Raw genomic sequence first — 13951 nt, forward strand, 5'->3', positions numbered from 1 at the left:
TTAGGTAATGGGTAATAGGCAATAGGCAATAGGCAATAGGCAATAGGCAATAGTCAAGAGTTCATAAACTATAGCGCTGCTCCCGATTCCCGATTCCCGATTCCCGATTCCCGATTCCCGATTCCCTACTCCCTTATAGTGAAAATCCACAAAGCTGATCCCTCTGACCCTCACGGTTATAGTGCCAATAATCGTACAACCAACTACAACCACGCTCTAGCAAATAATCCACATCTAAATTCCACAAGATCACGGTTTTGTCTTTACTAGCAGAAGCTAGCCACTTGCCATCGGGACTAAAACTAACTCCAAACACCGAATCGTTGTGTCCCTTAAAGGTATTAATTAAATGTCCATCCCGACTCCAAAGATTAACCGTTGTATCACCACTAGCAGATGCGATTAAGGTTCCATCGGGACTAAAACTAACCCAATTCACGGCACCATTATGGCCTTTCAAGGTATTGAGTAACTTGCCATCACGATTCCAGAGTTTTACCGTGCCATCACTACTAGCAGAAGCAATCATCTCGCCGTCTGGACTGAAACTAACCCAATTCACCGCATCATTATGCTCTTGATTATCCCCTTCTAAGGTTTTGAGCAACTTACCCTTAGTATTCCAGAGTTTTACAGTCCCATCATTACTAGCAGAAGCAATCTGCTTGCCATCTGGGCTAAAACTGACTCCCCAAACTTTATCCTGGTGCCCCTCTAAGGTCTTGACTAAGGTGCCGTCTAAATCCCAGAGTTTCACGGTTCTGTCAGCACTAGCAGAGGCAATTAACTTACTATCGGGACTAAAACTAACTCCCCAAACCTGATCCTGGTGTCCTTCTAGAGTATTAAGCAAGGAGCCATCTAAACTCCAGAGTTTAACCGTTTTATCTTCACTAGCGCTAGCCATAATCGTGCTATCAGGGCTGAAACTAATTGCAGTCAAAGGTTCACCATGAGCCAAGAAGGTTTTGCTGGTACGATCCTTACGCCTCAAGAGTTGAATGGTATTGTCTGCACTAGCAGTAGCAATCATTTCACCATCGGGGCTGAAACTTACACTTCTGACAGTTTGATTATGGCGGATCGGTGCCAGTATCCCCCCGTCACTAGCCCAGAGTCTAATGGTTTTGTCTGCACTAGCCGATGCAATGGTCTTGTTGTCGGGACTGAAAGTGACATCTACCACCATTTCGCTATGTCCAGCCAAGGTTTCGATTAATTCCCCATCACTGTTCCAGAGTTTAATGGTGTGATCAGCACTAGCCGTAGCTAGCCTCTTACCATCGGAGCTAAAACTGACATCAAGAACCCAATTACGATGACCTTCGAGGGTATCAATTAATTCCCCATTAGTTTGCCAGAGTTTGACAGTGTTGTCTGTACTGGTAGAGGCAATAGTGTTGCCATCAGGACTAAAACTGACACTCACCACTGGTTTGGTATGAGCTTGCCAGGTTTTCAGGAGTGTTCCGTCCCTGCGCCAAAGTTTGATAGTTTTGTCCTTACTAGCAGAAGCAATTAACTGACTATTGGGAGAAATACTAACCCCCAACACTGAATCACTGTGACCAGTGAGAGTATGGAGTAAAGCACCATCTTTACTCCAAAGTTTCACAGTTTTATCCTCACTAGCCGATGCGATCATCTGGCGATTGGGGCTAAACCTAACACAATGGACTGTTTCGGTATGCCCATCTGGCCCATCTAAGGTCATTACTAGGGATCCATCCTTACCCCATAGCTTGACGGTTTTGTCTTCACTACCACTAGCCAGCATCTGACCATCTTGACTAAAACTGACACTTTGGATTCCAGCCCGATGACCTCGGAAACTTTTGAGCAACTTACCGTTTTTGCCCCAAAGTTTGATAGTCTTGTCTCGACTCCCAGAGGCAATCAGCTGACCATCTGGACTAAAACTGACACTACTAACCCAATCTCGATGTCCCTTTAAACGGTTGCGTTCTCTGACCCCATAAACTGCCTGTTGTAGAGCAGTGACTACCCGTGTCTGGGTCTCTGCATTCACCCCAAGGGATTGCTGCAATTGCTGGGCTGCCTCTAAACTTAGGATTAGGGCATCAAAGGTTCTGTTGGCATCAACTAGAGCTTTTGAGGAGTAGCTCAGGTCACTCAAATGGTTGTTGGTTTTACTGATAGCGTAGCGAACCCCAAGTATACCGGTAATCACCATCAGACTGAACAATGCCATTCCTGCCCAACGTGCTTCTCGCAATCGTTGTCTGAGAATTCGATTCAGCTTTTCTTCGGTTTTCCTTTGTTTTTTAGTTATTTCAGCCAGTTGGTTTTGGAGTTCTTGTTCTTTAACCAGTTGCTCAATTTTATCCTGGCTCTGTTTGTCTTTCTGGCGCAGATTTTCTAATTCTGCTTGCAGTTTCGATTGCTTTTTCTTGCGGATAACGTCTACCAGGTAATCGTGAACCAGTTGATAGCGGTTGATCGTAATTTCTGGTAATATAAATACTAATCCTGATTTCTCAAAAATTTCTAATATTAAATCTAATGTATGGTCTTCTAAGGATGATTCTATGGCTAGCTCCGAGCGATTCTTAAGGGGTCGATTTTTATTGTCATCAATGAGTAACGACAACACTAGCCAAGCCGCTGTTTCATTCTCAGGACCACAATCTTTAATAACTTTTTCTAAAAACCGTTCCACCAGTTTGGCTTTGGGACCATGGTGCTGATACTGAGCTAAAGTCGTAATATTTTCAGCTTGGAGTTGAGCACCTACCACTTGCAACTCAATGGGACGAACTTCTCCAATTTCAGATCCTAATTCTCTGACTAATTCGTCAACTAAAGCTGGCTCTAAATAAAAATTAGCCCGATGGGTTAAGCTTTGAATAACTGCATAAGCATCTTCTAAGGAAAAATTGACTAATGGATAACGAATCTTTTTATCTAAGATATTACTTTCTATAACTTCCCAAGTATAATGTTCTAGTTCTAGTAATTTATGTAAGGCGTTATCTCGGATAGAAAAAATTAGTTTTAAATAGGGTAATTTAAGACAATTTACTAAAAAAATATAAAACAGTTTGCGTTGGTATTGATGGGAATAAACGGAGAAAAACTCTTCAAACTGATCAAAGATTAAAACCGTTAACAAGTTATTGTCGGCGTTGTGTTGTAATTGCTCCAGGATAGAATAAATTAGATCGTTACCATTACCGTTACCATTAGAATTTATAAATTTTTCCCTGATCAAGAGGTCTTCATTTCCATTTCCTGATACCTGATCGGCCAAGTGTTTATCTAGTTCCCCCACCCAATCGGTGTAAACTTGTACCACAATCGGTAACCCAATGCGATCGCCAAGGGGTCTATTTTTGAGTGCTGGCACTAATCCGGCATGAACAATGGAACTTTTTCCAACCCCTGACTGACCATGAATAACTGTCAGTTTGTGATCAGCACGGGTAATCCGTTCCATTAAGCGGTTTACATCTCGCTGACGTCCGGAAGCTGCCATTTCCTGGGGAATAAGGTCTTGTGGCTGTACGCCATGCCAGCTGGGATTATTAGCTCCTCGTGGTGGCTGTAGACGACTAGCACCAATGAAGGCACGGAAGCCATACAGCTGCTCCACTGCCCGTTGTTCTTGTTTAATCCGAAATGCTTCTAGGTATTGCCCTTGTTCAAAGTAAAGGCTACGTAATCGTTCCAACAGGTGCAGGTAACGCTGAGGCTCATAGTGATAATTGCTGGATTCTATGGCATCTGCTAGTTTATGACTCGCTTTTTCCAGCTGCTTGACCGCTTCTGCTAAATTTCCCTGCTTTCCTTGGGATTTTACCAAAAATAATCGATAGAGCTGGGCTAATAGCAATGGATGCAAGCCTTGGTCATGGGGCTGATCATCAGCAGCAACAACCAAAATTAATAGAGCTTTCTCGGCTAATTGAACAGCATCGTCCCATCGGGATTGCTCAAGGGCTACTTCTGCCAGAAAACCGTAATCTTGGGCTAGTTGCACCTGAGTCCCATAGGTTTCATGAAGGGACAGAGCCTGTTGAGAGGTGGTTTGTAAGAATGACCACGCTTGTAGATGCTGCAGCAGTTCAGCTAGCTTACTAATAAAAATAGCCACCAGATCGTGACGCCCCGCTTGGGTGAAAATTCCCATACATCGATGCAGATACGGCCAAGCTTCTTCCCAATAGCGCTGTTTATGAGCTTGATTTTGGTCAGCCTGGCGACAGTAACACAAACCGAGATAAAACAATAATAACCCCTGCCGTTCTAAGTTATCGGTTTGCTGCCAAACTCTTAAGCTTTTACGAAACCGCTTCTTGGCTAGATTTATGCGATCGCGTTTATAGTCATCTAGACCCAAAACAAATTCTAGACTAGCGTCTAATTCCTTGTCCAAGGTAATGCCACGACTGTGCAAATCTTTTAGGGCGAAATCCAGTTCAAATCGACGTTGGTTTTGCAGTGCTGAGTTTCTGGAATAGGTAATACAAATATCGGGGTTGGTTGGTTGGAGGTTGGTTGGTTGTTCGCGTAGCGTGGCCTTTTGGCCAAGGTTGGGAGGTTGTTCGCGTAGCGTGGCCTTTTGGCCAAGGTTGGGAGGTTGTTCGCGTAGCGTGGCCTTTTGGCCAAGGTTGGGAGGTTGTTCGCGTAGCGTGGCCTTTTGGCCAAGGTTGGAATGTTGTTCGCGTAGCGTGGCCTTTTGGCCAAGGTTGGAATGTTGTTCGCGTAGCGTGGCCTTTTGGCCAAGGTTGGAATGTTGTTCGCGTAGCGTGGCCTTTTGGCCAAGGTTGGTTGTTCGCGTAGCGTGGCCTTTTGGCCAAGGTTGGTTGGTTGGTTGGAGGTTGGGAGGTTGTTCGCCTTTGGCGTTCGAGTAGGGTAGGTTAGGATTTGGGATTTGTGGCGTGGTTGAGGGGGAAGGCTTTCCAGAGTTCAATAGACAGGCAAATACCATTTGAGCCTTTTGTCCGAGAAAATTGACTAACTCTGTGGTGGTCAGTTCAAACTTGAGGGGAGTGGCTGCCCAACTGGCAAAATCTGGTGCCAACCGGATCAGTTTTTGCAGTACTTGGTCATTAACCCACAATATTAGAGGAAAGGTTAGGCGTTTACGAAACTCATCCCGGACTTGATTAGTAGAGGTCAGTAATTCCTCAAGGGCAACCACTGACTCTAAACCAACAATCAGTAATGCGGAATGAGGGGGTGAGGAGGTAAGAGGGTCAAGGGATGAAGAGTCAATGGGACTAGAACTCTGCCTGTTCCCGCATCTGTCTATCCCCTTGTCCTGTCCACGCCCCAATTCCCTGTGTTCGTAGTTTTGGATGGTGGTATAAAGGGTGGTAGCTGATGGCGGTATGATAAACTCTGTAATCTGGTATTGCGGCTGACACAGTGCTTTGAGGCGTTGCAGCATCTGTTGTTGCAAACCCTGGTAGTTACATCGCACGATCACAAGAGAAAATTCCCCTTGTGAAAATGCGATCGCTCTAGAGAGAGCCTTTAATGTACTATCGTTGTATTGGGCAGCGTCTGCTGGTGATTTTGTTTCAACCATGACTTAAACTGCGGTGCCTCTTCTAATGCTGGATTTATACCAAACCAATTTCCATCGCGATCGCGGTATTCAAAGACAAACATACTGCGCAATAGAGTTTGGTATTCCGTATCACCCCTGACTTTTTGCTGTTGCACCACCTGAAACAGCAATTCCCACTCCTCATCAGTAATTGATGAGATCAGATAATCGCGACGTTCGAGAATCACATTTTCTAAACACTCACTGGGAATCGGTGGGTTTTCTTGCCTAAGACAATCAAACAATAATCCTAGCAAGTTGCGCACATGACCACCACTAATTCGGCACAAGCGGTTTAAGGTTTCTATATTATCAAATACTTCCGGGAGCAAAGCAAATTGTTCCTCAGTAGTTTGATTGGGGAAAGCTCTAACCAGTACCATTTCTCGTAGCAAAGCCATGCCATCGGGAAACTCCTTACCTGTGCGCAGTTTAACTGGCACCATCGGTAATATTTTAGGAGTAAGTCCACCACCTAAGCGATTCTTCAGGGTTTCGCACTCATTGGAGAAAGTTAACGCCAAGGGAATTGTGTACACAATATGGCAATTGAGTCGGCGTAACTGTTCACCCCGGTCAATGAATAAGTATTCTGGTTGCGTACGCCCAGAGGGTAAAGGGCGAATATCCACCCGGTCCAGATTATCCACAATCACCACTAGTCCCGCCTTACCCTTTTTCTTCAGGGTAGTGGTAGCAGGTTTTAGTAGTTCTTCATTAATCGAGTCTAAGATGCCACTAGTGCGAGGTTCGAGATATTCCCGTAATCGACGCCGCAGTTTAGGACTTTCCTTAGTTTTAGCCGTTATTTTGCCAATGCCTACCGACAATTCTGCTTCAGCACCTAATTCAATTGGTGTGCGCAAAAAATCGGTAATTTCTGTAAAAAGATTGACAAAATAGCCTGGTTTTATATTAATTTTAATTTTCTCCAGACTTTCACTGACTTGACCAGCTATACTCAGCAAAATATCGCTTAGATCAACATCAGCCATGTCTAAATCTTGAGACGACTCAAAATAAACCACATGAAATTTTTGTTGCTCTAATTCAGCTTTTAGTCTAAGTAATTCTGTGGATTTACCACAGCCAATATGCCCTGTAAATAGCTGACAAGTCGGCTCATCTGGAGAAATTAAGGTGATGGTTCGCTTGAGGGATTCAATAATTTTATTTCCTCTGACTGGGGAAAAATCAATATAGTATTTTCTATCATTGACATCTCCCATACTCAGGGGCTTGCTGGGATTACAAGCTTTGTAGAATCTTGGCAGATCTAGTACCATTATAGCGTAATTTTCCTTCCTGATTTAGTCGCAGGACAATGCTAATTCCCACGTTTTTTTAGCACCTAACTTACCTTTTATAAAAGCGTTTTGCTAACCAATAAAGATGCCCCCGTCAATTCTGAACATATGTCTAGCCACTCACACTTTTGCTCTTGGTCTTTTGCTTCATCCCGGCTGGCCAAGGATAACGACGGTGGGTTTTGACTATTGAGTTTACCCTCAAAATTAGTCCATGTTGGTGTATGATCATTAACTTTACCATAATTTACGATTTGGGTATCCGTGAGACTCTGACCTAAGTTCAGTAGCATCGGCAAGGTTAGACTAACACTTAAGAATTGGCTGATCATCTCATATCTCTCCTATGGTTTGCATCGAATCAATGGTGTAAGGCAATGATTAACTCTTCGACAGCTGTGGGTTGGAATCAGGAAGTTACCAGGGATGAATAATGGCTGTAACCCATGTCAGCTGTGAAGCATCTATGTAAGCATTCAGCCGTCAGCTTAAGCGCTACGCGCACGCTGCGCGAACAGCTATCAGCCATTGGCCGTAGGCCACGCACGCTACTTGAGGTGCTTTGTGGCACAGGCAAATAGTTTGTGCCACAGGCTTCGAGGCTGGAACCTAACTCAGCATTATTCGAATGCTTACTTCTTTTATTCAAAAGCTGACGGCTGACGGCTGATAGCTGAATGCTTACGCATCTATTTCTATATTCGCCCTCTTCTCAAAAGTGATTCCTGAACTGATGCTCTAGGATCGAAAGCAGAAGTGTCCTAACCAGGAGGTGCCGTTTTGACCGAATTCTGGCCTGAGTCTGACTCTGTTAACTCTCTAGATTTTGATCAGGATTTAGATAGCGCAATTTCAGGTTTTGAGCAAATCCAGGCAGAACTGAACTACAAACAGGCACAAGACTCCCTCAGGGATCTAGTCGCTAATCTTGACTTATCCCGTAGAGAAAAAGCTGGTTTAGATGCTCAAATCCAAGACTTAGGCAATCTGCTTGAGAAGCTGGAAAATACCTGTATCCAAATTGCGGCCTTTGGCATGGTGGGACGAGGGAAATCCTCTGTACTCAATGCCTTAGTCGGTCAACCTGTATTTGAAACTGGTGCCCTACATGGGGTGACTCAGAATGCTCAAACTGCCCATTGGCAGCCCCATAATCAAAGCCATAATCAAAGCCCTAGTCAAACCTCTAGTCAAGAAACCCCTAGTCCAAATCATAGCCAACAGGATATTCTACAGGTTGCCCTACCCAGTATTGGTAATTCCCAAATTCAGCTAATCGATACCCCAGGGATTGATGAAGTAGATGGGGAAACTCGGGAAGCCTTAGCTCTAGAGGTGGCTAAACAGGCAGATTTACTGCTGTTTATTATTGCTGGTGATATGACTAAGGTAGAGTACCAAGCTCTATCTCAGTTAAGAGCTAGTGGGAAACCGATGTTACTGGTGTTGAACAAGATTGACCAATATCCCGATGCTGATCGCATGGCAATTTACAGAAAAATTCGGGATGAACGGGTCAAGCAGTTGCTTTCACCAGCAGAAATTGTGATGGTTGCTGCTTCACCTTTGGTATCTGTAGCAGTGCGATCGCCTAATGGCAACATTCAGGTCAAGCGCCGCCGAGGGAAACCCCAGATTGAAGATTTGAAACTAAAAATTCTGGAGATTTTACATCGGGAAGGTAAATCCCTTGTTGCTCTTAACACCATGCTTTACGCGGATGAGTTGAATGAAAACTTGGTCAACCGAAAAATGAAGATTCGGGATGACAGTGCCAATCAAATTATCTGGAAAGCAGTGATAACTAAAGCATTTGTGATTGCTCTCAATCCAGTTACTGTTGTGGATATCCTCACCGCTACTGTAGTTGATGTGGTAATGATTCTTACTTTATCCCGTCTCTATGGTATTGCTATGACTGAGCAGGGAGCTGTTCAATTATTACAAAAAATCGCTATGAGTATGGGAGGTATTGGTGCTAGTGAACTCTTGGCTAACTTGGGACTGAGTAGCTTAAAAAGTATTTTAGGCATTTCTGCTCCTGTCACTGGTGGGGTTTCCCTAGCGCCATATATGTCCGTTGCCATCACCCAAGCTAGTGTTGCTGGAGTTTCTGGCTATGGTATTGGACAAATTACCAAAACCTATTTAGCCAATGGAGCATCCTGGGGAGAAGATGGACCAAAAGCCGTTGTTAGACGAATTCTCTCCTCTTTAGACGAAACCTCAATTCTCCATCGCATTAAAGGAGAATTGAGGGCAAGATTATCGAAAGTTGAAGGTTGAAAGTTGTTTGTAAGAATGTAGAATGTAGAATGTAGAATGTAGAATTCTTAATTCTACATTCTACATTCTTAATTCTTAATTCAAAAAGGGCGAACAACCTTGGCCTTTAGGCCACGCTACGCGAATAACTTCGAGTTACTTTTTGAAAGAATCTAGCCATTCTCTAACTTGCTCACCAGCAACATCGCGACCTCCGAGACCGAAGGCTAATGCGATCGCAACCGCGATTGCACCTAAGAGCAAACCAAAGGCTAAGTTCACAATATCAGGGGCAATGCCCATTTGTTGTAGACCTAGGGCTAAAGAAAAGGCAATAATCGCAATCCTAGCTACTTGTGCCAGGATATTTGATTGGCGAGCGCCGGAGCCAGTAATCAAGTTGAAAGCAAAATTGGCTAGGAATAGACCGATAGCAAGGACTACTAACCCGGACAGCACCCGAGCACCAATGAAACCAACCCCACCGACAATGTCAGTTAAGGCGGGAATCTGTAACACATCCGTTGCTGCCACAATACCAGCGATCATGATACCAATCAGTACAAGCAGTCCCGCTAGCTCAGAAGGGGTGCGACTGGTAAGTGGGTTCTGTGGTGTGTCTGATTCTGCTATTTCATCAGTTGTTTCATCAGTGGTGCTAGGAGCGCTGGCGGAAAAACCTAGCCAATTAAATAAATTGTTGAAGCCAAGGTCTGTCAGGACGTTGGTGAGCAGATCATTAACAAACTGTCCGATTACGTAGAAAACTGCCAGAATACCAGCCGCAGCAAATAGTTTGGGGATGGTATTAGTAACCTGGCTTAACATTGCGATCGAAGGGCCAGAGATGGCCTGGATCTGCAAGGCATTAAGGGCAGCGGTAGCAACGGGAATCAAAATCAGGACATAGACAATCGTACCGATAATCCCCGCTAGGGAGCGACCACCAGAGCTACTTAGTCCAAACCGCTCCCCGATCTGATTTGTACCTGCTGCTGTCAAGAAACTAGTGACAAGACGTTGCACAAGTTGAGCAATAAACCAACCAATAGCACCAATTGCTATGGCTGCGCCAATATTGGGCACAATCCCCCAAATCTCACCCAGCATAGTTAGTACTGGATCGAGAGTTCCCTGTAAGCCTAGGGTCTCTAAGACCGATGGCAGAAACAGTAAGAAGATTAAGTAGTAAAGGGCATTGCCAATGGTTTGAGCCAGAGAGAACTGACTAGTACCACCATCGCCGACTTGCTCACCCAAGCGCTGATCGAGATTCAATGCATTGAGGGTCCTGACTACTATCATCTTGACGATAGTTCCGATTAACCAGGCAATGCCCAATAGAATCGCCGCACCAAAGACACTGGGGAGGAAGCCGAGGATGGTGTCTAGAAAACTATTCAGGGGTCCGGAAACCGTATCTAGCTTGAGGGTTTCTAGAACCGCCACTACCGTGAAAACGATGATAATCCAGAAAACTGCCCCGGATAACCATTGCTCAATGGGAGGAGGCTCGCTTCCTGGCTGACCGCCAGTAGCCCACTGAGCAATGTTGTTGTCAATATTGGTGCGATTCAGTACTGCTTTGGTAATACCAGCAGCAATCTTAGCAAGGATAAGACCAATGACTAAGATTGCGATCGATTTAACCACATTCAGTAAGGTGGTTCCCCCATCTGCCAAAACTTGGTCTAATGCGGGAACTCCTGTCTGGGCTAAAACCAGGTGTGCCGATGGCTGCACACCCACTCCTACAATTTGGAAGATACCTTCCCAAGTTCCATTCATAGTCTTTGTTCTTACTTAAATTGTCCAATGTCACAGGCAACCCTAAGTTTTTTAAGTTCCTTGTGACTACTGTGGTCTGGTGAGGAGCACGGTATTATCGTCTCAACTAGATAAGTTGAGCAGCGGGGAAGCTGCGCGTCTGGTGACCCCAGAGGAACCGAGACGCTGCGGTATAGACTGCCGTCCCAAAAAGAGCTGGACAACAAGAGGTGCAGTTGTTGTGCTTTCCAGTTAAAGCCGGAATCGCCGATTCTGCACAAGGTAACGTTTGCCTCGCCAACGTTGTTGGTCGGTACTTTCCGAACCGCACTGTCTTAGCCCTCGTCTAATTGTTTAACGACTCGGTTCTAGAGCTTGGAGCGGGCAAAGTACCCCAAGGTAGGAACTTTAACACTTGCCAACAACGTAGATCCTTTACCTTAAGGGCAACCCCTTGGGTCAAGGTCTTAGGCTGGTCAGCTACCTGAAGGGAGGCTATCTACGCCTGGTCTCTTCAGAGGAGGGTGCTGACTGAAAATAACCTTGAGCAGAAGGTACGACAAGAAGATTTAAAAGTAAAGGTTGAGATGTTCATGGAGAACGTTTTACTCCTCAAATTTTCCACAGATGTGGCTTAATCTTGCCTAACTGACAAATCTTGACCCAGGAGTGCTGATAGAATTTACCCATAGTTGCCGACAGGAGTCAACTGCTTGGCTTAGGGGGTCTTACCCCCGCTGGTTAGCTGGGTAACTTGATTGAGTGTTGAATCGGCATTTGCCCCGATGTGACGTCGGACACTCGGGAGCTGAAAGATTTCTTGGTAGGTTTGTCAGTCACTCAAGACGTAACCCTTATATTTAGAGCGAATTGATGTACAAAAATCAAGTCTTGATTAATTTTTCCTCCTCACAACTCTAGTGGTCTGGTAGTGTGGCTAGCTGCCACGGTAATCAAGATAGTTCATTGAACCTCCCCAACCGGTATAGGATGGGGATTCCCAGGCACAACCAACTAAGTGGCTGTTAACTCCATGGGCGTAACTTTCCCTGGCCGTAGGCCACGCTGCGCGAACGTTCCGGGGGTAGCCGGGTAGGATCGATACCCAGTTTTTTCGCTTATTAACGCATATTGGGAAAAGAATACCCCGTCCTCTTAGGTCTCGGATGAATTTTCCCCTCAAACTCCCCTCTTCGATAATGTGGAAATTTTACATGCAAAACGCCCAAATTTTTGAACAATCCATTAAAATTAATGCGAGCGCCACCATTGTCGAGCGCTGTATCACTGACCAGAGCTTAATGCATCGCTGGCTCAACCCGATTTTGCGTTGTGAATCAGTGGGGCAGTGGAGTACTGATGTCGGGAGTCGCTCGCGGTTTATTATTAACATTCCCTGGTTGCAGCCGACTCTCAAGAGTGTGGTTATTGAGCGCAAGCCAGGGTTAGTGGTTTGGCAGTTCCAGGGTTTTTTCAAAGGACGAGACCGCTGGGAGTGTCAGCCAGCTGAACAAGGCACCCGTTTGGTCAACCGTTTTGAATTTGAAATTCCCAACCCCATCGTTAGCTGGGGATTCAACAGCTTTGCTGCCCAATGGACTCAGAATGATATGAAAGCCCAACTCAGACGCCTTAAGTTAGTAGCAGAGGAGATTTACCGACGTGAGTGTAGTCATTAGGGATTAGGGATTAGGTAAACATATGCATAGAAGCCTCTACAGATTTCCGATCTGTTGAAGTAACCGACGAATGATATCAGCATCCTCAGCTTGGGGCAGGATTTCCAAATAATGTTCCAAATCCTGGCATGCTTCTGATAAATATCCCAACTGGGAGTAAATCAGCCCCCGATCCCGCAGTTGTACCGGTGCATTAGGAAACAGCAACAACATGCGCTCAACTGCGGCTAGCGCTCTAGGTAAGTCTTGGCCATTGAGATAAATCAATTTAAGATTCATGAGCATCCTTGCTAACAGCTGCCGATTACTCACCGGTGCTAGGAAACTTGGTTGTAGGGTTACCGGATGACCATAAATTTGGGTTAGTCGTTCCTCGCAATCTTGTTCAAATAAAATCTCACCACCATCGAAAGCATCTACAAAGATCCCCACCTGCTCAAACTCTGGGCGAATTAGGAAATGCCCTGGCATCCCAATACCAACCATGGGAAAATCAAGGCGTCGAGCGACTTCCAGGTACACCACCGAAAGGCTAATCGGAATACCTGTGCGCCGATCCATGACCTGATTTAGGAAACTATTACGGGGATCGTAGTAATCACTGCTATTGCCCGAATATCCTAGGTCATCATAGAAATACTGATTAAGAGTTTTAATCACTCGCAGGGGATAGCGTTGCTCAGGCAAACGCTCCTCTACTTCAGATGCCATCACATCTAAGGCATTCAAGTAATCATCAATAGCCAGATCCGGGTATTCTTCCTCAGCTATGTAAAGCGCTGCTCTTGCCAAATGAATTTGGTCATCTGGCTGATTTATTTCTGTGTAAAACCCTTGACGCCCTAAGGTAAAGTCCATCTAAAATTTCCTCAGCTACTATGAATATAGCAGAAGTCAGAAGTCAGAAGTCAGAAGTCAGAAGTAAAACTATTGCTATACTTAGCTTTGAGACTTTTGTCATGTCCTAACTGCCCTGGCGACTGCTATATATAGTATTTTTATGTGATAGGTAAACATAAGATTGATATCAAAAGGGAACAGGGAATAGGGAATAGGGAACAGTGTCAAGATATCTGAGGAGTTTTTAGTGTTATCATAAAGCGATACAGTTGCTGATAGGGAAGGGCTGCATCAATACAGGGATAAGAGTTTAAGTTTTTTTTCCTGATTTAATTCCAGTTGCCAAACCTGTATGTTTATCGGCGTAGATAATGTTTCCACCATTGGAATAGATCAAGTTAGCAATCTTGGCGACAAGTACTTTGTCAGCTGTTTGCGTAGCGTGCGCGTAGCGCATATGCTTAGGTTGCAGAAACCAGGCTAAAATACGGGCAAACCTACTGTAAAATAGGCGAGCG

10 protein-coding genes are annotated in these 13951 nt (G+C 44.9%); 3 read left to right on the top strand and 7 right to left on the bottom strand.

Going from position 1 to position 13951, the window contains the following annotated elements; translation table 11 throughout:
- The 4 genes from F6K64_RS08700 to F6K64_RS08715 form a co-directional block, all read right to left on the bottom strand.
- Positions 1–150, bottom strand: a complete 150-nt coding sequence (locus F6K64_RS08700; RefSeq protein ID WP_287265273.1) for a hypothetical protein — start codon at positions 148–150, stop codon at positions 1–3.
- The gene (locus tag F6K64_RS08705; RefSeq protein ID WP_287265274.1) at positions 134–5554 is read right to left on the bottom strand and encodes a WD40 domain-containing protein; all 5421 of its coding nucleotides are present in this window, start codon (positions 5552–5554) and stop codon (positions 134–136) included. The genes F6K64_RS08700 and F6K64_RS08705 overlap by 17 nt, the downstream gene beginning before the upstream one ends.
- Positions 5500–6861 (bottom strand): P-loop NTPase fold protein, encoded by a 1362-nt coding sequence (locus F6K64_RS08710; protein WP_287265276.1) that lies wholly within the window; start codon positions 6859–6861, stop codon positions 5500–5502. The genes F6K64_RS08705 and F6K64_RS08710 overlap by 55 nt, the downstream gene beginning before the upstream one ends.
- Positions 6862–6938: 77 nt before the next feature.
- Positions 6939–7214: a hypothetical protein gene (locus tag F6K64_RS08715; RefSeq protein WP_008178783.1), complete on the bottom strand. Its 276-nt coding sequence runs from the start codon at positions 7212–7214 to the stop codon at positions 6939–6941.
- Positions 7215–7328: 114 nt separating this feature from the next.
- On the opposite strand from F6K64_RS08715, the gene F6K64_RS08720 reads away from it, so the two are divergent.
- Together F6K64_RS08720 and F6K64_RS08725 are read left to right on the top strand one after the other, a co-directional pair.
- The gene (locus tag F6K64_RS08720; protein ID WP_287249029.1) at positions 7329–7463 is read left to right on the top strand and encodes a hypothetical protein; all 135 of its coding nucleotides are present in this window, start codon (positions 7329–7331) and stop codon (positions 7461–7463) included.
- Between the two features lie 199 nt (positions 7464–7662).
- Entirely contained in the window at positions 7663–9168 is a 1506-nt protein-coding gene (locus tag F6K64_RS08725; RefSeq protein WP_008178786.1) for a GTP-binding protein, read from the top strand.
- Between the two features lie 135 nt (positions 9169–9303).
- Here the strand turns inward: F6K64_RS08725 and F6K64_RS08730 are convergent, their stop codons facing one another.
- Positions 9304–10935, bottom strand: a complete 1632-nt coding sequence (locus F6K64_RS08730) for a mechanosensitive ion channel (protein ID WP_287249027.1) — start codon at positions 10933–10935, stop codon at positions 9304–9306.
- A gap of 1193 nt (positions 10936–12128) precedes the next feature.
- Between F6K64_RS08730 and F6K64_RS08735 the strand changes: the two genes are divergently transcribed.
- On the top strand, positions 12129–12593 hold the full coding sequence (locus F6K64_RS08735) for an SRPBCC family protein (RefSeq protein WP_287265277.1): 465 nt from the start codon (positions 12129–12131) through the stop codon (positions 12591–12593).
- A gap of 36 nt (positions 12594–12629) precedes the next feature.
- On the opposite strand, the gene F6K64_RS08740 is transcribed toward F6K64_RS08735, so the two are convergent.
- Positions 12630–13451 carry a SirB1 family protein gene (locus tag F6K64_RS08740; RefSeq protein ID WP_287265278.1) on the bottom strand — a complete coding sequence of 274 codons (822 nt, stop codon included), beginning with the start codon at positions 13449–13451 and terminating at the stop codon, positions 12630–12632.
- A gap of 292 nt (positions 13452–13743) precedes the next feature.
- The gene (locus tag F6K64_RS08745) at positions 13744–13890 is read right to left on the bottom strand and encodes a hypothetical protein (protein ID WP_287265338.1); all 147 of its coding nucleotides are present in this window, start codon (positions 13888–13890) and stop codon (positions 13744–13746) included.
- Positions 13891–13951 lie beyond the last annotated feature (61 nt).

Source organism: Moorena sp. SIO3A2 (assembly GCF_010672265.1).
Lineage (GTDB): Bacteria > Cyanobacteriota > Cyanobacteriia > Cyanobacteriales > Coleofasciculaceae > Moorena > Moorena producens.